We start from the raw sequence: 24,424 nt of genomic DNA, 5'->3' as shown, positions 1-24,424 counted from the left end.
GCATGTGCATCCCGGGAAAGCCGGGCCCTATCGACGAGTATATATAGAACCTCTGAACAAACCTAACGAGCAAAGGAGGATTATACAATGCTTGCTGGACAGCCCATCTATATATTACGGGATAATGTTGAGCGCACTCGTGGATTCGAGGCGCAGCGCTCGAATATCATGGCTGCAAAGGCAATTGCGGCTGCCGTTCGGACGACGCTTGGCCCCAGGGGAATGGACAAGATGCTGGTCAGCTCCAGCGGTGACGTGGTGATCACGAACGATGGGGCAACCATCCTGCACGAGATGTCCGTGCAGCACCCCGGCGGCAAGCTGATCGTCGAGGTCGCGGAGACCCAGGACGACGAGGTCGGCGACGGCACCACGACCGCGACCGTGCTCGTCGGGTCGCTTATGGAGGAAGCGGAGACGCTGCTCGGCCAGGAGTTGCACCCCACCATCATCGCGAACGGCTACCAGCTCGGCATGGAGAGGGCTCTTGCGATCCTCGAAGAACTGTCCGTCGCCGTCGGTGCCGACGACCGGGAGAACCTCGTCAAACTCGCCGGAACCGCCATGACCGGAAAGTCCATTGAGGGAATCAAGGACCAGATCTCCAACATCGTGGTGGACGCGGTGCGGCAGGTCGCGACCGAGACCGGTCAGGACACCTACGTCGTGGACGAGGACGACATCAAGATCAAGAAGCAGGTCGGCGACTCAATGGAAGACGCCGAACTGATCCGGGGTATTGTCATCGACAAGAAGCGCGTCTTCGAGCAGATGCCTGATGCGGTCACGGACGCTAAAGTCGCCCTGCTCGCCCAGCCGCTCGAGATCACGAAGACCCAGGTGAAGTCGAAGATCAAGATTACCACTTCCGACCAGATGCAGGCGTTCTCCGAGCAGGAGCGCGAGTCACTCCGGAAACTTGCCGAGCAGATCGTTGCCGCCGGCGCGAACGTCGTCCTCTGCCAGAAGGGGATCGCCGATGCGGTGCAGTACTACCTGGCAAAGAATGGCATCTACGCCATAGAAGACGTGAACGAGGGCGACATGAAGTTCGCCGCGAGAGCGCTCTGCGGCAGCATCGTCAACAAGCCCGAGGAACTCACCGAGGAGACGCTCGGCCACGCCGAAGCGGCCGAGGAAATTCCCAACGCCGACCTGACGATCATCTCCGGGTGTGAAAACCCGAAGGCCGTCACGATCCTCCTGCGGGGCACCTCCCAGCTCCTGCTGGACGAACTCGAGCGCGCGGTCTACGATGCGGCCCGGGTCATCCAGGACGCCATCGAGGACGGCAAGTTCGTCGTCGGCGGCGGATCGGTCGAGACCGAGCTCCAGCTGCGCCTCCGCGACTACGCCGCAACCGTCGGAGGTCGCGCTCAGCTTGCCATCGAAGCGTTTGCGAACGCGTTTGAGACCATCCCGAGGACGCTCGCGGAGAACTCCGGGTTCGACACGATCGACAAGACCGTAGCTCTCCGAAAGGCCCACACCGACGGCGCGAAGTACGCCGGACTCAACGTCTACACCGGCGAGATCATCGACATGCTCGAAGCCGGGGTCATCGAACCCCAGCGGGTGAAGACCCAGGCGATCAAGAGCGCGACCGAGACAGCCATGCTCCTCGTCCGTGTCGACGACATGATGGTCACCCAGTCCGGGCAGCCGGGCGCACAGTAATTCACCCGCGCGAAGAGGCCAGGAATATCCCGGCTTCTTCCTCCGTTATTTCTTCGTCCTGCGGAACGCTCCGGCCGCGGCAGAATACCAGCGCCGTATCCGGATTGAGCCCGAAGGAGAGGAGGGCGGTCTCATACGTGTCGCCCGGTCGCCCGCGGTAGACCAGTGCGCCGCCGTCCGGGATGAGGGTGAATCGACAGAGCATAACTCGATACTATTATAGCCGTAGAGCCTAAATACTCTAGGCTGATTCTGTGCCGAGGTAGTCTAGTCCGGGAAGGCGGTGGCCTCGAAAGCCACTGGTGTTCGGCACCTCGGGAGTTCAAATCTCCCCCTCGGCGTCCGTTTTGAGAGTTTAATGTTCAAGCAGTTCACCTCAGTTCCCTGTACGCAACATGCCAGACTTCTTCTTGAACCGGCATCGCCGGTATCACCTGCACGACATCCTCGCTGACCCCCCTAACCGAACATGAATAGATGATGAGGCGGGAACTCCCGGGGGCGAGCTCCCCCGGCGCTTCACCCCCATGAGATTCAGATTCGTTTGCCCTATCCTCCGGGGCTCTCCAGCGCAGATCCAGAACTGCGCACCCGGAGCCCGACATACCCTGAAACGCCGGTACCACAGCCGGCCCGGGATATTTCCAAAAGACAAGGTTTATGAACTTGATTAAACCGTATTGATATACGGCACCCCACCCGGGGCTTCCGCACCGGCTGAGGGAGAACTTCCGTGTACCGTTGCTTTGACGATCTGGACGATGCTGCCGCCATTCTCGACCGGGCTAAAACCGTTGTGTGGCTGAACCGATCATTTCACGAGACGTTCGGTGTCGACAACAACGCTGCCCGTGGCATGGAGATAGGCGACCTCATCGCCCGCCACCTTGCACCGCTCTTCGAGGAGAGGGACTCCGCCGAAAGGTTAATCGACGCACTCCGGAACCGGGAGGAGGTGGCGCACGAGGCCTGCCGGATGCGAACCTCCACCGGCGAGGTGCGCCGTTTCTCGTTCTCTTGCCGGGTAATCTCCGCCGAGCCCTGCTCCGGGGAGAGGCTTGTACGGTTCCAGGATGTCACCGGACGTAAGGAGGAGAGGCCACGGATCAGGGCCGAGTCGGTCTTTACCGCCGTCGGGGAACTGGTGCCCTACGGCATCTGGATCTGCAAGCCGGACGGCGACGTGCTTTACCTTTCACCCTCGTTCCTCGAACTGGTGGGAAGGACGATCGAGGAGTGCCGGCACGCCGGATGGCTGGAGTGCATCCCGGTCGAGGATGCTGCAGCAGCGTGTTCTGACTGGAGACAGTGTATCGATACCGAGTGCCGGTGGGACCGCGAACTCAGGGTTCGAGGCGTCGATGGGGAGCACCATACCATCCTCTCCCGGGGAGCTCCCATCCGGAACGGGAGCGACCACATCGTCCTCTGGGCCGGAATCAATCTCGACATCACCGCGAGAAAACAGGCCGAGCGGCTCACCGCCGTCCGGGCGGCGCAGCAGGCAGCCATCGCGGACCTCGGCCAGTTCGCTCTCGCAGGGGTGGAGCCTCCCGAACTGATGAACGCCGTGGTCCGGGCGGTGGCGGAGCACCTGGGCGTCGAGTACGCCAAAGTGCTCCGCTATCTGCCAGAAGAGGATCTTTTCATCCTCGAAGCGGCGGTGGGGTTCGACAGTGTCCGGATCGGTACCGAGAAAGTGAACGGAGGAACGGATTCCCAGGCGGGGTACACCCTTCTCTCCCACAAGCCGGTGATCGTCGAAGACTTCGACGCCGAGACCCGGTTCCAGGGCCCGGCCCTCCTGCGAAACGAGGGGATCCTGAGCGGCATCAGCGTCATCATCCAGGGTGACGAGGCACCGTACGGGGTGCTCGGTGTCCATACCCGAACTTTGCGCAGGTTCACCCAGGACGACATCAACTTTGTCCAGGCGGCCGCAAACGTCCTGGCGCAGGGGATCAAGCGAAAAACGGCCGAAGAGGCGCTCGAGGAGAGCGAGGAAAAGTTCCGCGAGATAGCACAGCGGAGTTTCGATATGATCTACACCTGCTACCACGACCAGGGGATCACCTACATGTCCCCGGCCGTGACCCGCATCCTCGGCTATACCCCCGCCGAACTCATCGGCTGCAAGTGCCGCGACTACGTCACCCTCGTATCGCTCGCCGCGTGGGAGGAGGGGCAGAAGAAGATGGCGAGAGGCGAATCAGTCGAGGGGCTCGAAGTCGAGTTCCGCCGAAAGGACGGAACGACGGCCTTCGTCGAGCTGAGCGAATCCCCGATCATTGAGCATGGAAAGGTGGTCGGCGTCCAGGCGGTGGGAAGAGACATCACCGAACGGAAACAAAACGAGCAGCTTAACCGGCAGGTACTCGATCAGATCGGGCGGAACATCGAGCAGTTCGCCGTCCTCGGCGATCACATACGCCAGCCCCTGCAGGTGATCCTCGGCATGGCCGACCTGGCCGACGATCCGAAGACGTCGGCGGTTATCCACGATCAGGTCGAGCGGATCAACGAGTACATCAGGCAGTTAGATCGGGGATGGGTGGAGTCGCGGGAAGTTCGCGCGTTCCTTCGGCGGCACGACCAGGAGTGACGTCCAGCCTACCTGTAGCTCCGGGTGAGTGGTTGCTCCGTAACCTGGCCTATCCCGACGTCGCAGTCCTGTATCGCGCCGTGCCCGGAAAAGACGGAGCGAATTTCCTCAAGAATCCGCTCGGCCAGTATCCGTGCGTCGCGCTCCTGGTCGGTGTCCAGCTCGATGAACCCGGTCAGTTCTATATGGAACTTTTTCATGTCTCTCCTTGCCTCCGTCTCATTGGAGCATCCGCTTGCATCCTACTGCGCCTCTCCGATACTGCGGAGAACTGCCTGCATGACATCGTCCACATGCTCCCACGTGAGGTTATCCGCACTCATACCCGGACGCCGGACGATGAAGGGGCGTCCTTCGTCACCGGCTTTGCGCATGTCGGGGTCCAGAGGGATGTTGCCGAGGTACGGCACACCGAGGTCTTCTGCAGCCTTCTTCCCGCCGCCCTGTCCGAAGAGGTCGATCTCCTTGCCGCAGTGGGGGCAGACCATGCCACTCATGTTCTCGACTATCCCGAGAACCTTAATATCCATTTTCTCAACGAACTTTACGGCTTTGGTCGAGTCGAGGACGGCAACCTCCTGCGGCGTCGTCACGACAACGGCACCGGCAACGTTCGGGGCGAGCTGGATGATCGATAACGCCTCGTCTCCCGTGCCCGGGGGCAGATCCACCACGAGGTAGTCCAGGTCTCCCCAGTTGACGTCCGCGAGGAACTGTTTGATGGCCTGCATCTTCATGGGACCGCGCCAGATGACAGGAGTGCGCTTGTCTGGCAGGAGAAACGCCATCGAGACAACGCCGAGCGCCGGCACCACGTATACCGGTTCGATTGTCGTGCCGTTCGTCGACGTGAGTTTGGTCTCCTCGATGCCCAGCATCTTGGGGATGTTGGGGCCGTGGATATCGAGATCGAGAAGGCCCGTCTGGTAGCCGTGGTTCGCGAGCGCCATTGCAAAGTTCGCGGCCACCGTGCTCTTCCCGACGCCCCCCTTTCCGCTCAGCACCAGGATGACGTGCCTGACACTCACGGCGACCTTTTCAAGCGGGTTTTTCTGCTGCTGTCCTGTATCTGGAACGTTGTTGCTTCCGGTTCCGACATTTTTCGATTTACTGCCTGTTTCTGCCATAACGTACCCTCAACACCTCATCTCCGGAGAAAAATACGGTTCTTCACCGGCTTCGAGGCAGCTGCGAGCCGATACGATCGTTCTTTCTGAACAGGACTGTACAGCACGGCTCGCACAAAAAGGTTAACAGCGTTAACAGAAAACGCTATTGATGCTGACATGCCCGATCCCCATCCCGGGCCACATACTGATCTACCGCACCCACAAGATCTACTCTCTGAAGGGTTTTCCGGCGGGAAAGAGCCGGAGATCGATTCGAACCCCTTTTTGCCGGGATCCCCATATTAAATATAGGATATGGACACAGGTTAAAACGAGGGATGTGCGATGGCATTTGATCTATCGAAATGTGACTTCTCCCGCTGCAGGGGAGAATGTCTCGTCCGCTGCCCGTATGTATCATACGACGAGGACGACGCAAAGGAAGCCATGAAATCCCTGATAAAGGGAGAACGCCACCCGATCCTGAAAGAGTGCATCACCTGCGCAGCATGCAACGATTTCTGCCCCCTGGGCGCCGACCCGTGGGACATCATCGCGCGACGGCAGGAGGAGACGGGTGTTCTCGGCATCCCGGCGGACGCAAAGCCGTCGAGCGACTGGCTGACGAAGCCGGCGACAGTCATCAGGAGGGGGGAACCGGGCGGCCCGCTGATCTCGGCCGGCGGGATCTACGAGGTGGTGCCCCAGGCGGAGTTCCTCACGGGGCAGGTGTTTGAGGACGCAACCATCATCGGGGGAGGGCCGTACGCGTGCGGGTTCACCGAGACGCATCTCGGCCGGGCGTCCCGGCCGCTGAAGTTCCTTCCGCAGTTCATCGAGAATCTCGCGAAAGCGGCCGAAGAGTTCGGGGTCGACGAGATCGTCTTCACCCACGACGCCTGCTACAACGTGGCGACGACCCTTGCGACGCAGCAGGGGATCGAGGTGCCGTTCCGGCCGGTCCACATCCTCGAGTACATCCGGAACTGGCTGCGCGAACATCCGGATCGGATCACGAATCAGCTCGGCATCAGCGTCGCGGTGCAGGGTGGCTGCACGACGCGCTACGCGCCGAAAGGCGGGGATCGCGAGATCTGGTCGGACTGGATCGCGGATATCTTCGAGATGATCGGTGTAGAGTCCGTCGAGGAGAAGCGGACGTATACGGGAGAAGACCGGCTCTGCTGTGGGTGCGGGATCTTCCACACCCAGCACGAGCGTGCGGTCGATATCCAGCGTAAAAACATCAGCGATGCTGCTGAAGCCGGCGCCGAAGAACTCGTCTTCATCTGCCCGGCCTGCATCTCCGTGATGCGGGCGACCTGCCGGAAGATGGAGATCGAGCCGATCTACATCACCCAGCTCGTGAAACAGGCGCTGGGCGAGGAACTCGGCCCTGCCGGAACCGCCGCGTTCGGGTATCCGGTGAAGTAGCCAGACGAGGTGAGAAGAATGGTGAAGTTCACAAAGGAGATGAAAGAAGCCCTGCGGGTTCCCGGCAAGGGAGGGAGCCTGATCTACCTCTGCACATCGAGCAGGGACGGCAACCCGAACATCGCCGCGATGCGGTTCGTCGCCACCCACATGGACGACAAGATCCTGATCGCCGATATGTTCCTCTTGAAGACGAAGGCGAACATCAAGGAGAACCCCGACGTCGCGGTCACGATCTGCCACCCGCTCGACGAGGGGCGGTGGTGGGTCTTCAAAGGTAAGGCCGTGGACATGGAGTACGGGTTCCCACGCGATTTCGACTGGTACGGCGCAAACGCGACGGATATCCTGAACGAGTGGGGGAACTGGAACAAGGCCGAACCGCCGGACGAGGTGCCGCCGGACATCGTCTTCCCGAAAGCCGTCCAGCGCGGGGTCGTGGTCGTGCATGTCGAGGAGGCCTACTCCATCGAGCCGGGGCACGTGGGAGAGAAGGTTCTAGAGGGGTGATCGAGATGACGGTGAATCTTACAGACAGGATGAAGGCCTGGATCGAGGCGATGGGTTGCCACCTCTGCGTCGCGACGCCGGAGGGCGTGCCGTTCGTGGTGCTGGGCCGCTATGCCGAGGTGACGGGCAACGGCGAGGTGGCGTTCGCGCTTGCACAGGACGAAGCGAAGGTGATCGCGCCCGCACTCTCGAAGAACCCCCGGGTGGCGTTCGGCGTCTCGCGCCAGGGCGGTATCCGCGCGGCGTACCAGTTCAAGGGAACCGGAGAACTCCTCCGGTCCGGATCGGTCTTCGACACGATCGCGGCACAGGCAAAAGAGGAGAAAGGGATTGACGCGGAATCGGTGCTCCTCGTCCGCCTGACCGAACTCTACTGCACGAAGCCCGGCTACGAGGCCGGGCAGAGGCTCGACGGCATGTCGCCGGAGGAGCTTGACGCCTGGGAGCGGCAGCGCTGGAAGGATGTGCCGAGAAAGAGGGACTGAGATCTGATGAGCAGCGACGAAAAAAAGATCCCTAAACAGTTCCCCTGGATCATTCCTTTCTCATGCGAGGGGTGCGGCGACTGCGTCGAGGCCTGTCCGACCGGCTCGATCGAGCTCGTGGATCTGGGAAAGAAGATCGACAAGGCCTGGATCACGTGCCCGGAGACCTGCATCGGCTGTGGGAAGTGCGCCGATGCCTGCGTTGTCGGCGCCGTGCAGATGACGTCCTACGTCGAGAAGGCGCTCGAACGCTACCGCGAGAAGACGAGCCCGGAGTAATTCCGGGATCAGGCTCCTTTTTTACGTTCCATGAGTGGTGTCTCGCTGTCGATGGAAACAAGGGCATCCTGAAACACACACCTATGAGAGTGTGTTGGGCCACAGCACCTACCAGTACGCTGGACCGTGGTGGCTGCGCACCTGATGGTGCTCGAGCTCCTGCCCTTCGGCCAGTCGCTTATCGCCATTGGGGGAACGACTGTCCGCAGGACACGACAGTTCGCTAGAACTGGAGCGTGAGCACCGAAGGTGCGAGACAGGAGTTCGAGAAATCTGAAGGGGTTCGCTGTGTGAGCGAAAGCGAAAACGAGAAGACCGAAGGTCTTCGCTGTGGGGCTGACAGGGAGTGCGAGCGAAGCGAGCTTGAGCACCGGAGGTGCGAGTGCGATGCTCCGGAGGAGCGGAGCACGAGAAGCCGTGAGGCGTCGAGGTGCGAACGGAGTGAGCATGAGAAACTCGAAGAGTTTCGAGGGGGGAGCGAAGCGAACACGAGAAGAACGAAGTTCTTCGAGGGAGCAGCCCCCCTCCCCTGTCTCTACTCCATAAGGCTATACCTGTGACCCCCACCCCACCCGGCCTCCGGCCTCCTCCCCCGCCCCCAAGGGGGCGGGGGCAGTGCGTGGCGATAGCCGGTGGGAAGCCGTGTCCCGGGAGCGAGTTGGGATTCTGTTCTTTTTCGGAATCTCCCCATACTGTGGACCGTGGGGATATCGCCACGGGGGTGGGGCTGACGGGGAGAGGGCTCGCCCCCTTCCCTGTCTCTGCCTCATGTCTTCAGTGTCCAGAATCAATTTCTACAGATAACTATACGCCTGTAACCTCCACTCGAAGACCTTCGGTCTTCTCAAGCTCCGGACGTCCTGTCCGTCGCACCCCGCCCCCAGGGCGGGGGCAGTGCGTGACGATACCCGGGAATATCGGTTGATGGGATTATGTGAGTAGAACGGAGTTGCCCTGAAATACTTCCTGAAGAAAGTAGAGGAGTTCAACAGAGCCCTTGAACCCAGACTCATACCTGACTCTGCAAAACCCCGAACGACTCAAGCAGCACGTCGGCATTCAGGCTGCCGAAACGGCGGACCTCGCCGCTCTCCGAATCGTTCACCGTGACCTCCGCCGGCGAGAAAGCAAGCAGCGAGTCCACCTTGAGGAAGTCGTAGCCGGCATCTTTGAGCACCCGGGCAAACGGCCTCCCGTAGTCGGGGGACGTCCGGGAGGGGAGGGTCGCAAAGACCGGGTCGTAGCCCTCCGTGACGAGGGAGACCGAGCCGTAGTAGATGTTGCAGTCGTTGGTCGTCCCCATCGCCTCGATGCCGGTTCGCTTTACGGGCGCGATCGGCGACCGTCCCGCCGCGTGGCTGATCCGGCGGACGTCGTAGCCCTTCTCCTCGAGTTTGTGGAGGGTCGCCGTGACGACCCGGCCGGAGATCTGCACCGAGCCGACGAGACTGCGGGTCGGGGCAACGAGGACGTAGAGGTTTTCGGGATCGATGCCGCACTTCTCCGCGATGAAGCCCGTGACCTCCTCGTCCGGGAGGGTGTCCGCCTCCAGCACGAGGATGCCGGTCCGGGAGGTGTCGCGGTAACCGAGCATTTTGTAGGTCTTTTTCGGCTTTAAGGAGAGAGCCCGCGCCGGGCCCGAGGCCATCGCGGAGTAGTCCCCGGCCTTGAGCACCCATCCCGCCTTCTGCGAACCGAGACACGCAAGCGCAGGATGGCTCACGGCGAGGTGCAGGAACGGGACCGGCACGTCCCCCACCCGGTCAAGGGTTATCGCCGTCGTCGCAAGCCCCGCAAGGCAGATCTCCACGAAGAGGGCGCCCGCCCGGTAACTCCCGGGAACGTGCACGCCACAGTCGATGCACGTCGCACCGTTCTCCAGTTCTGCAACCGTGACCCCGAGTTCGTCCCGGTGGTCGATCACCTCTCTCACGGCGGGCATCGCCGTGCGGTTTACGCTGAGCATCGTTCTCACCAATCCCAACGGAGGGGTGGGGTGCAGATCGCTTTAGCAGTTCCCTTCCAGGCATGCAATCCGGCCCGATGCAGACCCGGCAACGACCGGCTTTATGCAACTGCCTGAGAAATAGGTAAGTACCTATGCCGGACACCACGAACAACAGTTCATCGGCACGCGTCGTGGACGGCGCGATCCCCGCCGCCCTTCTTGCCGCCGTGCGGTCAGAGCGGCCGCTGGTGCATCACATCACGAACACCGTCACGATCAACGACTGCGCGAACATAACGATCTCTTCCGGGGCCGCCCCGGTGATGGCCGAGGCCCCCGAAGAGGTCGCCGAGATGGTCGCGGCCGCCGGCGCCCTCGTCCTGAACATCGGGACGCTCTCGGCGGCGCAGGTAGAGGCCATGCTGATTGCCGGCCGCCGGGCAAACGAACTCGGCATCCCGGTCGTCCTCGACCCGGTCGGCGTTGGGGCGACCCGTCTCCGCACCGAGACCGCCCAAAAGCTCCTCGACACCCTCGATATCGCCGTCCTGAAAGGGAACGCCGGGGAGATCGGCGTCCTTGCCGGGACGGGCGGGAGCGTCCGGGGCGTGGACTCCGGCGGCGTTGCGGGGGACCCTGTCGAGACGGCACGTGAGTGCGCCCGCTCGACCGGAACCGTCGTATCGATGACAGGGGCGGTCGACGTTGTGACCGACGGCAGCAGGATCTACCTCGTCGGGAACGGCAACCCCGCGATGGACCGGCTCTCAGGGACGGGGTGCATGGCCTCCTCGGTCACCGCGGCGTTTGTCGCGGTCGCGGACGATTACACGGTCGCGTCGGCCGCGGCGCTCGCGGCCTTCGGCCTGGCCGGGGAACGGGCAGCCTGCGGGGCATGTGGCCCGTACTCGTTCCGGACGGGGCTCTTCGACGACCTTGCCGGGCTCGCCCCCGACGACCTTGCACGGGGAGCGCGGATCGAGGAGCACTGATGGGATACGACCTTTACGTAGTCACCGACGAAGCGATCGGGCGCGGACGATCCCACGTAGAACTCGCCCGCCTTGCCGTCGCCGGCGGCGCGGACGTGATCCAGCTCCGCGACAAGACTCTCTCGGGGCGGGCGCTCTTGGATACGGCCCTTGCTATCCGCGAGGTCACCCGTGATGCCGGCGCACTCTTCATCGTGAACGACCGCCTGGACGTCGCCCTCGCGGCCGGTGCCGACGGTGTCCACCTCGGCGCAAGCGACCTCCCCGTGGAAGAGGCCCGGCGCATCGCCCCGCCGGGGTTCGTCATCGGGGCCTCGGCCGGGTCGGTCGATGCGGCTGTCCGGGCCGCCGCAACGGGTGCCGACTACGTGGCGCTCAGCCCGACGTTTGCGACCGGGTCGAAGGACGACGCGGGGCCGGGGTGCGGGCTTGCAACGCTCTCGGCGGTCCGTGCCGCGGTATCCCTCCCGCTTGTTGCTATCGGGGGGATCACCGCAGCAAACGTCGCCGACGTCATCGCCGCGGGTGCGGACGGCGTCGCGGTGATCTCGGCGGTCGTGGGAGAGGACAACGTCACCGCCGCCGCACGGAACCTCCGCGACCGCATCGCCGCCGCGAAAGCGGAAGGGCGTTAGTCCGCCGGGCAGGTCACCGGGGAAACAGGCGTCCGCTGGTGGAAGACCGCCCGCCACCGGCCGTCGCTCCGTGCATACACGGTCGATACAAAGATCGTCTGCCCGCCGAAGGAGACGGTATACGCGAGGACGGCACCCTCCTCACCGAGGGACACCACCTTCGGGTCAGTGATCGTATACGCCGGCAGCTCGTTGGGGTTCTCCACGAGATCGCGGAGGATCCCTTCCCTGTCCAGGACACCGAAAGGAGTGACGACAAAGGCCTCCGGCGCGAGATAATCACGGTAGAACGTCACGTCCCGGACATCGGCAGCCCTCCAGGCCCGCTTCTCGATATCCAGCAGAATAGCTAACAGGTCTTCCATAAGGAGCGTCTGGACGCACGAGTCGATAATAATCGTTTCCCCGGGTCCAGTCCACCCTGAGAACAGCAAGATTAAACAGGGACGGTGTCAAGTAAAACAATTTAAATCAACTCAAAAGTAAAAGAAATCGCTTTAATACCAGTATAACGGGTACTGAATAGTATCCATGTCAAAAAATGCCATAGCACTGATCACGCTCGCCCTTCTCCTCTTCGCGGCGGGATGCACCACCGTCACCGGGGATGACACCACTGCCGGCGACGACGCCACACTGCTCGTCTACTCCGGCGCCGGCCTCAAGAAGCCGATGATCGAGATCGGGGAAGTATTTGCCGACAAATACGGCATCGGCGTCGAGTACACCTTCGCCGGTTCGGGTACGCTCATCACCCAGATGGAACTCTCGCGGAAGGGTGATGCCTTCATCCCCGGTGGAACGCCTGACTACCGGATCGCACAGGATAAAGGGCTGGTCGGAGATCCGGGATACGCCGCCTACCACGTCCCGGTGATCGCCGTCTGCAAGGGGAACCCGAAGAACATCACCTCGGTCGACGACTTCACCCGGCCCGGGCTGAAGATCGCGCTCGGTGGCGCGAACACCACCGCGATCGGCAGAGCCGGTGACAAACTCTTCCGGGCGCACGGTATCTTCGATGCCGTCGAGGCAAACGTCATCCTCCGGGCGCCGACGATCAACGAGGTGGTCGTGGCGATGAACATGGGCACCGCCGACGCCGCGCTCCTCACGCTCGACACGGTGAACCCCGAGACGATGGACAGGATCGATCTGGCGCAGGAAGACGGTCTCACCCTCATCATTCCGATAGGGGCGACCACCTTCACGGGGCAGCCTGACGCCACCCGGCAGTTCGTCGAGTTCGTCACCTCCGACGAGGGGAAGGCAATCTTTGTCAACCACGGGTTCCCGGCCTACCCCGACCCGGCATACGAGGGGGTGGAGCCTTGAGCGGCACGGAGTACCCCTGCAGGGCTATCGGTGTCGCCCGGACGCCGTTCACCGACCCGGCCGCCACCCCCATCCAGGCGGCCTTCTCCACCGTTCGCGGAACAGTGGAGGTCTACCCCGGGTTCCGAGACGGCCTTTCGGCGCTCGCGGGGTTCTCCCACCTCATCCTCATCTACCGGTTCCACCGGGCCGCCGGTGAAGAAATCGCCGAGCGACCGCTCATCGACGGGGCGGAGCCGCACGGCATCTTCGCCACCCGGCACTTCAACCGCCCGAACATGCTCGGGATATCGGTCGTCCGGCTGGCCGGGATCGACGGGGGCACGCTCGCCGTCGAGGGCATCGACCTCCTGGACGGGACACCGATCCTCGACATCAAACCCTACATCCCGGCGTTCGACTGCATCGGGGACGCTTCCTCCGGGTGGGTGACGCCGCAGCACGTCGAGCAGATCAAGAAACAGAGCGCGTCCTTCAGGGTAGATTAACCGTGTTTCCGCGCCGGGCCGCTCTCCCCCGCCCCACCCCGTTCAAGGCGTTCTTTCTCGCCGTCTCATTCGCCCTGATCGCCTACATGCTCGTCGTCATCGGCGGCCTCGTGACCTACCCGCCGCTCCCGGCTCTCATCGAGAGCCTGCTCTCCCCCGAGATCCTCTTTGCCGTCGAACTCTCGCTCGTCACCTCGGCGGTCTCCACCGCCTTCTGCGTCGTCGCCGCCGTACCGGTCGCCTACTCCCTCGCCCGGTTCTCGTTTCCCGGCAGAGGGATCGCAAACACGATCTTCAACATCCCGCTCGCCCTCCCGCCACTCGTTGCGGGCGTGGCGCTGCTCATCTTCTACGGTCCCTCGACGTTCGGGAAGATGCTCTCGGAGTGGGGGCTCGACGTCATCTACACCCCGCTCGGGATCATCGTCGCCCAGTTCTTCGTCAACCTCCCCTACATGGTCAGGGTCGCCCGGTCGGGCTTCGAGACGATCAACCCCCGGTACGAGCACGTCGCCCGGACGCTCGGGTGCACCGAGTGGGGAGCGTTCCGCCAGGTCACCCTTCCTCTCGCAAAGAGCGGCCTCATCGCGGGCCTGGTCATCACGTGGTCGAAATCCATCGGCGAGTTCGGCGCCGTCCTCATGCTCGCGGGGGCCACCCGGATGAAGACCGAGACCCTGCCCATCGCGCTCTTCCTGAACATGTCGACGGGGGATCTCGACCTTGCCGTCGCCGCATCCGTCATCCTGATCGCCATATCGGTGGTCTCGCTCGCGGTCTTCGAACGCTACACCGGCGGAAGGGGGGTGTTCTAGGTGCTCAGGATTGCCGGGCTCGCCAAACGCCTCGGGGACTTCGCCCTCGACGGCGTGGATATGACCGTCGCCGACGGCGAGTACTTCGTCGTCCTCGGGCCGACCGGCGCGGGAAAGACCATCCTCCTCGAGACCCTGGCGGGAATCTACTCCCCGGACGCCGGGACGATCGATCTGGACGGCCGTGATATCACCCGCACCGACCCGAAAAACCGGGGGATCGGCATGGTCTACCAGGACTACATGCTCTTCCCCCACCTCACCGTCGGGGAGAACATCGGGTTCGGCCTCAAGCAGGGGAAGGCCGATCCCGCCCGCATCAGTGAGAGCGTGCAGGAGACCGCGGCCCTCCTCGGGATCGGCCACCTCCTGGAACGGACGACAGGGACGCTCTCCGGCGGCGAGCAGCAGCGGGCGGCGATCGCCCGGGCGCTCGTCCTCCAGCCGCGCGTCCTGCTCCTCGACGAACCGCTCTCGGCGCTCGACACCGTCACCCGGGAACGGCTCAGGAGGGAACTGAAGGCGATCCACCGGGCGACCGGCACGACGGTCGTCCACATCACCCACCACTTCGAGGACATATTCGCCCTCGCCGACCGGGTGGCGGTGATGCAGGATGGGAGGATCGTCCAGACAGGCACGCCCGACGAGGTCTTCCGGCGACCCGCCACCGAGTTCGTCGCTGCCTTCACCGGCATGGAGAACGTCTACTGCGGGATTTCCAGGGTCCGGGACGGGGAAGCGGCGATCGACCTCGGGGAGATCGTCGTCCGGACAGTCACCGCGATCGAGGGCGACGTCTGCGTCGGCATCCGGCCGGAGGAGGTGATCCTCTCCCGCCGGCCGTTCGAGTCGAGCGCGGCAAACACCTTTCCGGGCACGGTGACAGAGATCCGGCGAAACGGCATGTTTTCGCGGGTCGTCGTGGACGCGGGGCTGCCCTTTGTCGCCGTCCTGACCCGGCAGAGCGTCGCCCGCCTGGCCCTCGTCGAGGGCGAGCCGGCCAGTGTCACCTTCAAGGCTTCTGCGGTCCACGTCTTCAAGCGGTAGTATTTATCCGGTCCCCCGTCGCAGGGCGACCGATGGAGACCGACGAAATCCGGGAAGAACTCATATTTGCCGCTCAAGAGGCCGCCCTCGCCGAGCGATTCGGAATACCCGCCGACGCGCTCGTTCCCCTCCTCTTCTCGCTCCGTTACGGGGGCGACTGGAGCTACGCCGCGGAGGGTCTCACCGCCATATCGGCCGTGAAGAAGACCACCGTATACGATGATGAACGGCTGATCGGCTACTCGCTTGAGGAGATCTTCCTCTTCGTCGACCCGGTACTCCTGCACCGGGAAGGAACCGTCCACCGGCTCGAGAAATGCGGCAGCGCTCCCGCGCGGCTGCTTGTAAAACGGCCCTACCGGGTACGGCTTGGCGCCCGCCGGGCGATTAAAATGACTGTCAACCCGCTTGAGAAGACGATCCGGGCCGAAGACCTCGGTGCCGTGGAAGAGGTCTTCTCGGGCTCCACCGCCTACGGGATCGACCACGAGATGGAGCACCTCGCCGGGCGCGAGATCCGCGGGGAGGGGCTCAGGGTCTTCCGGTTCGGGTGAGGGAGGTTGTGCGGCCGGGAGGATAGGACACTATACAGCGCTTTTCATGAGACCACACGCCCTTAAAAGAGAGGGTTTGTTGTGGGGGTCCGGCTCCGAACCCCCCCTTACGCCTTCCGAAACAGGTTCTTCTCCGCACCGCACCGGGAACATGCCCAGTCCTCGGGCAGGTCTCCAAACTCCGTACGGGGCTGGACACCATGGTCGGGCTCACCGGCCCTGGGGTTGTAGACGTAGCCGCAGAGTCCGCACCGGTATGAATCCATCATCTCTTCACCACCTCACCCCCCGACCGGCCGCAACGTCGACCGGGGCACGGCACCCGTGTATCCCCGGGAAGATAAGTACTCCGGTCAGGGGACCGGGGGTGAAGTTTCCTGTCGGTGCAGCCATTGAGGGCGAGCAACGCCGTCTCCGTCGCTTTTTAGAGCCTTCCTGTTCGGGGGAGGGGAGCGACACGCTAACCTGCGCGTGTCACCAGAAGAGAAGACCGGAATCCGGTCAAGAACGGCTCTCCCTCACACCTTCTTAAACCGGCTCTTCGGCGCACCACACCGGGGACACTTCCAGGTATCGGGCAGGTCTTCGAAGGCCGTGCCGGCCTTAACGCCATGGTCGAAATCGCCGACAGCAGGGCTGTAAACGTAGCCGCACAGGGTACACTTGTATGAATCCATTGCTTCTTCACCTCTCCGCCCACCGACCGCGAGGGCTGCAGGGCATAAGATCTCCTATACTCCCGCGGGAGGATAAGCACTCCGGTCATAACACCGGGAAGAGAAGTTCCTTCCCCGTGCAGCCGTCGAGAAGGAGCGAGCGTTCTCCCCGCTCCGATGCGAACCGGATCAGGTAGACCGGGTAGTAGATCGTATCGAACTCAACGATCTCCGCCGTGGGTTCGAGCCCTTTTAAGATGATCCGGAGGGAGGATTCGGTGACCTTCGCCTCGAGGGGCTCCTCCTGGAGCGGTTCCATCGGGAGATCCGCTCCCCGCCTGAGAGCGGAGAGCGCCGGCACCTCGTCTGCCAGCAGGGGTACGTAGACCTTCGTATCGCCCACCGTCTTCATCTCCGTGATCAGTTTCGCCCCCGCAAGGCTCTTTATCGCCTTCTTCACCACGGCCGGCGGGAGGTGGGTATCAGCCTCGATCTCGGTCAGGGTCGAGCCGCCGTTCGCGAGCCCGGCAACGATCCTCACCGCAGCCTCATCGAGCCCCAGGAGCTCCGAGAACCCCGGCCGAACTTTCAGGCCGCGATCCACCTCGAGGATGCAGCCGGTAGGTCCGTCAATGACAAACGACGTCTTCTTCGTCGCCTTCCGGAGGATCCCGCCGATGTAGCGGACATCCACCCGGTGGAGCGGCCGGTATACCCGCTCCCCGGAGACGATCCGCTCTTCCGGCTCAAGGATCCGGAACCGGCGTTTCCGCTTCGCTTTCGCGATATCGAGCGCTTCCTCGCGGAGCAGTACCGGGATCACCGCATTCTCGACCGCGGGCGGAACCTCCGGCTCTTCCAGGGGAATATCCTCAGGAACGCACGATTCGGCGTGAACCGGTTCCGCCCGGGGCGGTTCGGCCGGCTCGACCGGTTCTGCGGGCACGAGTTTGGGCGTCAGCCCCCGGTGCTCGCACAACCGGGCCCCAAACCGCATCTTCGTCGCGTTCTCCCTCGAGAGCTTACCCATCACGAAGAACTCCCCCGGCTCGAGATCCGCGAGTTCCCCGGCCTCTTTCCGGGACGAAAAGAAGAGACTGACCGCTTTAAGATCGTTCTCGATCGAGAGCTTCCCGAGGATCTGGCTGTTGCACTGCGAGAGGACGTTCTTCGTCACGAGCGACGGCCGCTGGGTTGCGACCAGGAGACCGAGCCCGCGTTTGCGTCCCCGGCGGGAGATCTCCTCGATCTTCTTGATGGTCTCCCCCGACTGGGGGATGAACTTGTCCGCCTCCTCAACGACCAGCAGGAACGGCTGCTTTAACTCGCTCTCAAGGTCGTAGAGGACTTCCGCAAGGTAGGAGACCCGTTCCTGCATATCGACCTCCGAGACGTCGAAGATCACCGCCGTGCGGGAGCAGATCGCGTTCTGCATCAGTTCCCGGAGGTTCACCCGCCCGATATCCACGTCGCAGTCGTCGCTGGAACCGATCCAGAGGAGGGGGAACCGGTCCCTGAGCGAGAAGTACTCCCCCTCCGTATCGATGAGACAGAACCCCACCCGGGCCTGCAACAGCTGCTCGCAGAGAACCGCGATGCCCCAGCTCTTCCCGGCACCCGACTGCGCGATGACGCAGGTTCTGCCCGTGACCAGTTCCTGGGCGTCGACGGCGACGTCGCGGTCGCCGTCCTTTCCGATAACCAGTTCCATCCGTTCAAAAAGATCACAGGACGGCGGGAGGTTTAACGCTTCCTTTTCATCTCAGAAGGGTTTGTTCGGGGAATTAACCGCCTTTCGTCAGCATTTGTTCCTGCGGAGCGAAAGGAAGACCCCGAAGGCCGAGAGAACCGCGAACGCGAGGAATATCAGCCGCAGGCTCGCGAGGAATTCCGGGAATATTGCCGGGGTGACGACCGTCGACCCCATGATGACCGCAAAGACCACGAGAACCGCTCCCATGCTCAGCATCATTCCAAGCGACCGCATCATCGCCACCATCGCCGACGCACTCCCGTAGTAGCGTTTCTCCACGCAGCCCATGATGGCGGTGGTGTTCGGGGACGAGAAGATCCCGAGCCCCACGCCCAGCAGCACCAGGAGGGCGAGGATCACGGCGATCGGCGTCGTCTCGCCAAGCAGAGAGAAGCCGAAGAGGCCCACGGCCGTAATCCCCATTCCCACCGAAGCGACGAGCCCGGGCTGCACCCGGTCGGCAAGGCGGCCCGCCGCCGGGGCGACGAAGACCTGGACGATCGGCTGGAGGAGGAGGAGAGTGCCCGCGGCGACGGGTTCGTAGCCCCGGATGTACTGGAGGTAGAGGGAGAGGAGGAAACCGACCGCGAACGTTGCGCTGTAGTTGATCAGGGCGGCGGCGTTCGAGGCGGCAAAGACCCGGTTCTTCTCGAGAAGCGTAACCGGAAGAAGCGGGTTTTGGCGGCTCCGCTCCACCCGGAAGAAGACGACCCCGAGCACCAGGGATACCGCGAGGAGCGTTGCGCCGGTCGGGGTGGTCACCCAGGCCAGGCCCAGGAAGAGGCAGAGGATCAGGGCGGAGGAGAGGATCAGACCCGCGACGTCGAAGCGCTCCCGCTGCCGCTCGTTCAGGAACGCCGGGAACTTCCCGGCGTAGAAGAGGACCGGGACGGCGAGGAGCGCGGTCACGATGAAGATGCTGCGCCAGCCGAGGAACTGGGTCAGGGCGCCCCCAAGGAACGGCCCGAGCGAGAGCCCGGCGTAGACCGCCGTCGTATTCAGCCCGATCGCGTAGCCTCGCTCGCCGGGCGGGTAGAGGTGGGTGATCAGGGCCACGCTGTTTGCGTAGATCATGGCGCCGCCCATCCCCTGGATGAACCGGCAGACGAGGAGGAGATTCATCGTGGGCGTGAAGATGGTGAGGAGCGAGCCGGCGGTGTAGACCACGATCCCGGCTAAAAAGACCGTGACCTTCCCCTGCGAGTCACCGAGCCTCCCTGCCGGGAGGAGGAAGATGACCGACGCGAGGAGATAGGCGCTCGTTACCCAGGCAAGCGTGGCGGCGTCGGCGGAGAACTCCCCGCCGATGGCGGGCAGGGCGAGGTTGATGGCGGAGCCCGTGAAGGGATTCAGGAACGTGGCGACGGTGACCAGTATGAGGATGGATCTTCGCGAATACGGCTTACTCTCTTCCTGCTCCACGGTATCCCTCGTGTTCCCGGAACGTCGCGAGCCCGGGTGTAGGTGATAAGGATATTCGCGGCGAGCGCAGATAAGAGCACTGCCGCCACCCGAGGATTACTTTAACGAGAACGGCACCGGAGAAGATATGCCCGACCCTCCTCCGGAGACCCGGCGGGATCTCCGCGACCTCTCGATCCGGCTCATCCTGCTCCTCGGCGCGGCAAGCCTCTTCGGGAGCCTCATCTCGAACGGCGCACGGAGCGTCACCGGGCCCTACATCCTCCTCCTCGGGGGGAGCGCGGCAATCGTCGGGCTGGTCGCCGGAGCCGGCGAGTTCATCGGGTATGCCCTCCGGTCGGCCACCGGCACCTACGTCGACCAAAACCACCGCTACTGGACGGCGGCGACGACCGGCTACGGCCTGCTCGCCGCCATCCCGCTCCTCGCCTTCGCCGGGCGGTGGGAGACCGCGGCCGCCCTCATCATCAGCGAGCGGATAGGAAAAGCCGTCCGGACGCCGGCGCGGGACACCATCCTTTCCCACGCGACGACCGCCGTCGGGAGGGGGTGGGGGTTCGGCGTCCACAAGGCGCTCGACCAGGTCGGTGCGGTCGCCGGCCCGCTGGTCATGGCCGCCGCCCTGGCCGTCACCGGCGGATACGCTCCGGGCTTCCTTCTGCTCGGGATCCCTCTCGGCGGCGTTGCAGTCGCACTCTTCCTCGCCCGGTCGGAGGTGCCGAAGCCGGGATGCCTGGAAGGTGAGGGGGAGGAGGACAGGAACGACCATCCCGGGATCGTGCCGTATGCCGCGTTCATATTCCTCGGGATGGCCGGGTTCGCCGGTTTCCCGCTCATCTCATTTCACTTAAAAGCCCAATCGATCGTCCCCGACGCTGCCATCCCCCTCTTCTACGCCGGCGCGATGACGATCTCGGTCGCCGTGGCGCTGCTTGTCGGGCGGACCTTCGACCGCATCGGCACCCATGTTCTCCTCGCCATCCCGGCCCTCAGCATCGCGACGGTCGTGCTCGCGTTCTCGTCCGAACCGGGCATAGCCGTCGCGGGATCGCTTGTCTGGGGAGCCGGGATCGGGATCTTCGAGCCCGTTCTCCGGGCCTCGATCGCAGAGTCCACGACGCTCGACCGGAGGGGGAAGGTCTACGGGAGCGTGAGCGCGGTCTTCGGGACGGCGTGGTTCGTGGGGAGCGCCGTGATGGGCGCTCTCTACGACGTATCGATCGGGTACATCGTCGCGTACGTCGTCACCGTCGAGGCTGCGGCGGTCGTCGCCTATCTCTGGATGTACCGCTCCCGGATCGCGGTGAGGCTTCAGGAGGGGCTCGGAGACATCATCCCGTAACCCGGCGCCGCGACACCATCCACGCTTTCAGCGCCCCGCCGATCGCGCCGCCGACGGCGCCGAGGAAGCCGAAGTAGAGGGTAAGGGCGAAGAGGAGGACAGCGATCCCGAGGCCGATGAGAGCGCCGATTGGGCCGAGGAGCGCTGTGCCGCCGATGACGGCGACGACCGAGAAGAACGCGGCGACGACGAGTCCGCCGAAAAACCCGCCGAGCGCGCCCCGAACCACCCCCGGGGTCCCGAGGTAGCCGCCGATGATCCCTCCGACGATCGGGCCGCCTACCGGGAAGAACGGGCTGATGAAGAGCATGAATATGATGCCTACCAGCGCAGGCACCCAGAAAGAACCACGTTCAGCCAAGCCAGTCACCCGGTCGAGAAGGGGCGGGGAGGGTCGCCCACCCGTCTCACCGCCGGAGCGCCCCGGCGATGACGCCGCCGATCAGGGAGAGAAGCCCCTGGTAGACGAACGCCATCACGATGATGACGAGCGACGTCCCGAGGCCCGCGATGAACCCGAACGCCCCAAGGAGAACTGTGCCGCCGACGAGAAGCAGCACCGCGATGACGATGGCGCCGAGGATGCCGGCAAGCAGCCCGGCTTTTGCACCGTTCCCTATCCCGCCCCTGACCATCCAGCCGGCGACGAACCCGCCGATTAAGGGTCCGATGACCGGCAGCAAGAAGCCGAGAATAAGCCCCACGAGCCACCCGACGATGACTCCCGTCCAGAAGTTATCCGCCATATCCTTCCATCACCGCCGGGACTTCGGAAACGTGGTATATAAGCGTTGGGGCGGGTGACCGGTCACGGGCAAATCCAGGTTCCGGCCCGCCCGGCAAGCGCACGAGAGGCTTCTTCGAGCGATGCGATGATCGCCCGCTCCCCCCCGGCTTCGAGGAACCCGGCGGCCGCCTCGATCTTCGGCCCCATCGTCCCGGGAGGGAACTGCCCCGCCGCGAGGTGACGTTGCGCTTCACGAACCGTCATCTCGCCGATCTCCTTCTGGTCCGGCCGCCCGTAGTTCAAGGCCACACGCTCGACGTCGGTCAGTATCAGGAGGTCTTCGGCACCGACGAGCCGGGCGAGGATCGCCGCGGTGTAGTCCTTATCCACGACCGCCTCGACGCCGCGGAGGGCGCCCTCGCCGTCCGCGACCACCGGGACACCGCCCCCGCCCGCGGCGATCACGATCGCTCCGGCTGAGACGAGGCGGGCGATCGCCCGCTCCTCCACGAGGGCAATCGGGCGCGGGGAGGGGACGACACGCCGGTAACCCCGGTCCGGGATCTGGACCATCCGCCAGCCCTTCTCGCTTTCGAACCTCCTCGCCTGCATTGCCGTGTAGAACGGGCCGATAGGTTTTTCCGGGCTCTCAAACGCCGGGTCGTCGCCGTCCACCAGGGTCTGGGTGAGCACCGTCGCGACCGGGTGGTCGAGCCCGGCCTCCCGGAGTGCCGCCTGCATCGACTGCTGGAGCATATAGCCGATCATCCCCTGGCTCTCCGCCCCGCAGACGTCGAGCGGCATCGGCGGGAGTGTCTCCTTTGCGAGCTCGTTTCGGAGGAGGATGTCCCCCACCTGCGGCCCGTTGCCGTGGGTGACGGCGACCGCATAGCCTTCGGCCGCGATCTCCGCGATATGGCACGATGCCTTTTGGACGTTCGCGAACTGATCCTCGGCCGCCCCCATCTCCCCATGCTGCAGGATGGCGTTGCCGCCGAGCGCGATCACCACTGCCCTCACCGCCATCACCTCCGCTCCAGCGTGCAGGTCATGCAGTGGGGGCCGCCGTAGCCTCCCGTCAGGTTCTCCAGGTGCAGCGGGCAGACCTCGATGCCGTGCCGGGAGAACTCCGGCTTGTGCGGAAATATCTGCCCCTCGTTCATGATCCGGCGATAGTCCTCCTCCGCGTGGCGTAAAAGCCGCCCGTAGCGCCGCGGGTCGAGAGCGGCTTTCCGATCCAGGTTAAGGAGCACCGTCCGCATCACCCGTTCCCCCTCCACCGCGAGGATGCTCCCGTCCCGGACGCAGAGGATGTTTGCGGCGTAGGAGAGCTGCTCCAGGATCGAAAGATCGATCACGGAGAACCCCTTCGACCGGATGTAGTCGTAGAGGGTCGTCATCTCGCCGGACGGCTCGTAACCCCCGTCCGACCGGTAACAGACCTCGAGGCGCGCCCTCCGGAGGAGGCGCTCCGAGCCGAGCACCACCCCGCTTCCCGCGACGTTGAAGTAGGTGTCGAGATGCATGTCGACCATCGGGTCGGGCCGGTCGCCCGGGATGAGCGGGTGGCCCGGCTGGTGGACGATGCCGATCTCGTCGAACCCCGGGGTGAGACCGAGGAACCGGGATACCCCATCACGGTTCGTCCGGTCCCCGGTGCCGACGAGGGCAAACTCCCCCATCGGCATGAAATCGCCGCCCTCGAACGTTCCCGGCGCCTCCACCGATCCGACGATGGGGATGCCGAGGATCTCCCAGAGGAACCGGGTGATCTCGGGCTCCCTTGCCCGCTGCCGTTTTGCCGGCCGGCCGACGACGAGACCGCAGGGGGTCGCCGCCTGCTGGTCGCGCATGAAGTAGAGGTTTGCAAGCGGTGTCTGCTCAAGGATATGGACGTCCACCCCACCGACGGCGGCCCTCCTGCCCACGTCGATGACCGGATTCAGGAGCAGGAGGGTGAAGAAGTGCAGCGAGTCCAGGGCATCGGCGTTCTGTTCCATGCTCCGCCGGGCTTCCGCCACCTCCCTCCTGCCGCCCCGGACGGCGACGGTCTCGTGCGCCCAGTCGACGAGCCGCCGGCGCACCGCCGTGTCGCGGTCGGCTGCATCGAGAACCGTCTCCTTGAGCCGCAACACACGGACCCCGAACTCGTCCCTGAGCGTCCGCTGGAGAGCGTCGTGCTCGCGCCGCGCCTCGTAGCGGCTGAACGCCCGTTCATAAAGCGCCGCATACGGCTCCAGCAGCCCGAAGAACATCTCGATCCCCGGCCGGTGAACCACCACCGTTCGGAGCCGCTCCCACTCCGCCCGCACGCCCGCCGCCATCCGGTTCACCTCTCTCTCCGGGGAGCCGCGAAGAAGTACGCGATCATCACCCCGATAGCCGTCGCCGCCGAGGGTGAAACTGATGCCGGCGAAGACGACGAACGCAAGAATGCCGTAGAGGAGGAGTTTTGCGTATCGATGCATCAGAAGAGTCTCCTCGCCCGGAGAACGGATAAACCTGTCGCGGGCCGGGGTTTTGGAACCGGCAGTACCCGGCCGGGAAACAAAACCACAATAATTATCTTTTCAAGAAACAATCAACACTCAAACCAGTGCTCTGGAGGTGT

General features: G+C 63.9%; 28 protein-coding genes and 1 tRNA gene. 16 read left to right on the top strand and 13 right to left on the bottom strand.

The genetic code is table 11. The features are described from left to right. The first annotated feature begins 87 nt into the window (after positions 1-87). Positions 88-1,677: a thermosome subunit alpha gene (gene thsA / locus FGW20_RS02990; protein WP_301676608.1), complete on the top strand. Its 1,590-nt coding sequence runs from the start codon at positions 88-90 to the stop codon at positions 1,675-1,677. A gap of 1 nt (position 1,678) precedes the next feature. Here the strand turns inward: thsA and FGW20_RS02985 are convergent, their stop codons facing one another. Then, a complete protein-coding gene (locus FGW20_RS02985; RefSeq protein WP_301676607.1) occupies positions 1,679-1,882 on the bottom strand; it encodes a thiamine S protein in 204 nt (67 codons plus the stop codon). 51 nt (positions 1,883-1,933) lie between these two features. On the opposite strand from FGW20_RS02985, the gene FGW20_RS02980 reads away from it, so the two are divergent. Beyond that, positions 1,934-2,018 (top strand) — tRNA-Ser (locus tag FGW20_RS02980). Between the two features lie 392 nt (positions 2,019-2,410). Next, the gene (locus FGW20_RS02975) at positions 2,411-4,279 is read left to right on the top strand and encodes a PAS domain S-box protein (RefSeq protein ID WP_301676606.1); all 1,869 of its coding nucleotides are present in this window, start codon (positions 2,411-2,413) and stop codon (positions 4,277-4,279) included. A gap of 8 nt (positions 4,280-4,287) precedes the next feature. Here the strand turns inward: FGW20_RS02975 and FGW20_RS02970 are convergent, their stop codons facing one another. Then, entirely contained in the window at positions 4,288-4,479 is a 192-nt protein-coding gene (locus FGW20_RS02970; RefSeq protein ID WP_301676605.1) for a hypothetical protein, read from the bottom strand. A 42-nt stretch (positions 4,480-4,521) separates the two neighbouring features. Then, entirely contained in the window at positions 4,522-5,406 is an 885-nt protein-coding gene (locus FGW20_RS02965; RefSeq protein ID WP_301676604.1) for an Mrp/NBP35 family ATP-binding protein, read from the bottom strand. Positions 5,407-5,733: 327 nt separating this feature from the next. On the opposite strand from FGW20_RS02965, the gene FGW20_RS02960 reads away from it, so the two are divergent. The 5 genes from FGW20_RS02960 (at position 5,734) to FGW20_RS02940 (ending at position 8,656) form a co-directional block, all read left to right on the top strand. After that, entirely contained in the window at positions 5,734-6,822 is a 1,089-nt protein-coding gene (locus FGW20_RS02960) for a heterodisulfide reductase-related iron-sulfur binding cluster (RefSeq protein ID WP_301676603.1), read from the top strand. Positions 6,823-6,840: 18 nt separating this feature from the next. Next, on the top strand, positions 6,841-7,332 hold the full coding sequence (locus FGW20_RS02955) for a pyridoxamine 5'-phosphate oxidase family protein (protein ID WP_301676602.1): 492 nt from the start codon (positions 6,841-6,843) through the stop codon (positions 7,330-7,332). Positions 7,333-7,337: 5 nt separating this feature from the next. Then, positions 7,338-7,817 (top strand): hypothetical protein, encoded by a 480-nt coding sequence (locus FGW20_RS02950; RefSeq protein ID WP_301676601.1) that lies wholly within the window; start codon positions 7,338-7,340, stop codon positions 7,815-7,817. A gap of 6 nt (positions 7,818-7,823) precedes the next feature. After that, positions 7,824-8,096, top strand: coding sequence for a 4Fe-4S dicluster domain-containing protein (locus FGW20_RS02945; protein ID WP_301676600.1), 273 nt, complete (start codon positions 7,824-7,826; stop codon positions 8,094-8,096). 236 nt (positions 8,097-8,332) lie between these two features. Next, positions 8,333-8,656, top strand: coding sequence for a hypothetical protein (locus FGW20_RS02940; protein ID WP_048104394.1), 324 nt, complete (start codon positions 8,333-8,335; stop codon positions 8,654-8,656). Between the two features lie 449 nt (positions 8,657-9,105). Here the strand turns inward: FGW20_RS02940 and mch are convergent, their stop codons facing one another. After that, on the bottom strand, positions 9,106-10,062 hold the full coding sequence (gene mch / locus FGW20_RS02935; protein WP_301676599.1) for a methenyltetrahydromethanopterin cyclohydrolase: 957 nt from the start codon (positions 10,060-10,062) through the stop codon (positions 9,106-9,108). 134 nt (positions 10,063-10,196) lie between these two features. On the opposite strand from mch, the gene thiM reads away from it, so the two are divergent. Both thiM and thiE read left to right on the top strand, forming a co-directional pair. After that, complete coding sequence (gene thiM, locus FGW20_RS02930) at positions 10,197-11,036, top strand: hydroxyethylthiazole kinase (protein WP_301676598.1); 840 nt, start codon at positions 10,197-10,199, stop codon at positions 11,034-11,036. After that, on the top strand, positions 11,036-11,671 hold the full coding sequence (gene thiE / locus FGW20_RS02925; protein WP_301676597.1) for a thiamine phosphate synthase: 636 nt from the start codon (positions 11,036-11,038) through the stop codon (positions 11,669-11,671). Before thiM ends, thiE begins: the two co-directional genes overlap by 1 nt. Here the strand turns inward: thiE and FGW20_RS02920 are convergent. Continuing rightward, on the bottom strand, positions 11,668-12,036 hold the full coding sequence (locus FGW20_RS02920; RefSeq protein WP_301676596.1) for a nuclear transport factor 2 family protein: 369 nt from the start codon (positions 12,034-12,036) through the stop codon (positions 11,668-11,670). The genes thiE and FGW20_RS02920 overlap by 4 nt on opposite strands. A gap of 166 nt (positions 12,037-12,202) precedes the next feature. On the opposite strand from FGW20_RS02920, the gene FGW20_RS02915 reads away from it, so the two are divergent. The 5 genes from FGW20_RS02915 to FGW20_RS02895 are packed head-to-tail and all read left to right on the top strand — an operon-like array spanning position 12,203 to position 15,913. Beyond that, entirely contained in the window at positions 12,203-13,006 is an 804-nt protein-coding gene (locus FGW20_RS02915) for a molybdate ABC transporter substrate-binding protein (RefSeq protein WP_301676595.1), read from the top strand. Next, positions 13,003-13,494, top strand: coding sequence for a tRNA (N6-threonylcarbamoyladenosine(37)-N6)-methyltransferase TrmO (tsaA, locus tag FGW20_RS02910; protein WP_301676594.1), 492 nt, complete (start codon positions 13,003-13,005; stop codon positions 13,492-13,494). The genes FGW20_RS02915 and tsaA overlap by 4 nt, the downstream gene beginning before the upstream one ends. Before the next feature lie 2 nt (positions 13,495-13,496). After that, positions 13,497-14,309, top strand: a complete 813-nt coding sequence (locus FGW20_RS02905) for an ABC transporter permease (protein ID WP_301676593.1) — start codon at positions 13,497-13,499, stop codon at positions 14,307-14,309. Then, positions 14,310-15,359, top strand: a complete 1,050-nt coding sequence (locus FGW20_RS02900; RefSeq protein ID WP_301676592.1) for an ATP-binding cassette domain-containing protein — start codon at positions 14,310-14,312, stop codon at positions 15,357-15,359. It abuts the gene before it with no gap. A 32-nt stretch (positions 15,360-15,391) separates the two neighbouring features. Then, on the top strand, positions 15,392-15,913 hold the full coding sequence (locus FGW20_RS02895) for a hypothetical protein (RefSeq protein WP_301676591.1): 522 nt from the start codon (positions 15,392-15,394) through the stop codon (positions 15,911-15,913). A 107-nt stretch (positions 15,914-16,020) separates the two neighbouring features. Here FGW20_RS02895 and FGW20_RS02890 read toward each other — a convergent pair whose 3' ends face one another. The 4 genes from FGW20_RS02890 to FGW20_RS02875 form a co-directional block, all read right to left on the bottom strand. Continuing rightward, positions 16,021-16,182 carry a rubredoxin gene (locus tag FGW20_RS02890; protein ID WP_317295202.1) on the bottom strand — a complete coding sequence of 54 codons (162 nt, stop codon included), beginning with the start codon at positions 16,180-16,182 and terminating at the stop codon, positions 16,021-16,023. 249 nt (positions 16,183-16,431) lie between these two features. Next, positions 16,432-16,590, bottom strand: coding sequence for a rubredoxin (locus FGW20_RS02885; protein ID WP_301676590.1), 159 nt, complete (start codon positions 16,588-16,590; stop codon positions 16,432-16,434). Positions 16,591-16,675: 85 nt separating this feature from the next. After that, the gene (locus FGW20_RS02880) at positions 16,676-18,280 is read right to left on the bottom strand and encodes an ATP-binding protein (RefSeq protein ID WP_301676589.1); all 1,605 of its coding nucleotides are present in this window, start codon (positions 18,278-18,280) and stop codon (positions 16,676-16,678) included. Positions 18,281-18,367: 87 nt separating this feature from the next. Beyond that, positions 18,368-19,744, bottom strand: coding sequence for an MFS transporter (locus FGW20_RS02875; RefSeq protein ID WP_301676588.1), 1,377 nt, complete (start codon positions 19,742-19,744; stop codon positions 18,368-18,370). 127 nt (positions 19,745-19,871) lie between these two features. On the opposite strand from FGW20_RS02875, the gene FGW20_RS02870 reads away from it, so the two are divergent. Continuing rightward, positions 19,872-21,086, top strand: a complete 1,215-nt coding sequence (locus FGW20_RS02870; RefSeq protein WP_301676587.1) for an MFS transporter — start codon at positions 19,872-19,874, stop codon at positions 21,084-21,086. On the opposite strand, the gene FGW20_RS02865 is transcribed toward FGW20_RS02870, so the two are convergent. From FGW20_RS02865 to FGW20_RS02850, 4 genes are all read right to left on the bottom strand, one after another. Further along, on the bottom strand, positions 21,076-21,447 hold the full coding sequence (locus tag FGW20_RS02865) for a DUF5518 domain-containing protein (RefSeq protein WP_301676586.1): 372 nt from the start codon (positions 21,445-21,447) through the stop codon (positions 21,076-21,078). The two genes, FGW20_RS02870 and FGW20_RS02865, sit on opposite strands and share 11 nt — an antisense overlap. Positions 21,448-21,493: 46 nt before the next feature. After that, positions 21,494-21,832, bottom strand: a complete 339-nt coding sequence (locus FGW20_RS02860) for a DUF5518 domain-containing protein (protein WP_301676585.1) — start codon at positions 21,830-21,832, stop codon at positions 21,494-21,496. Positions 21,833-21,894: 62 nt separating this feature from the next. After that, positions 21,895-22,839 carry a carbamate kinase gene (gene arcC, locus FGW20_RS02855; protein WP_301676584.1) on the bottom strand — a complete coding sequence of 315 codons (945 nt, stop codon included), beginning with the start codon at positions 22,837-22,839 and terminating at the stop codon, positions 21,895-21,897. After that, positions 22,839-24,281, bottom strand: a complete 1,443-nt coding sequence (locus FGW20_RS02850) for an arginine deiminase family protein (RefSeq protein ID WP_301676583.1) — start codon at positions 24,279-24,281, stop codon at positions 22,839-22,841. Before FGW20_RS02850 ends, arcC begins: the two co-directional genes overlap by 1 nt. Between the last annotated feature and the right edge of the window lie 143 nt (positions 24,282-24,424).

This window comes from Methanoculleus methanifontis (assembly GCF_030464365.1).
GTDB lineage: Archaea > Halobacteriota > Methanomicrobia > Methanomicrobiales > Methanoculleaceae > Methanoculleus > Methanoculleus methanifontis.
The sequence above is the reverse complement of the archived record's forward strand: the minus strand, read 5'-3'. Positions and strand labels throughout refer to the sequence as shown.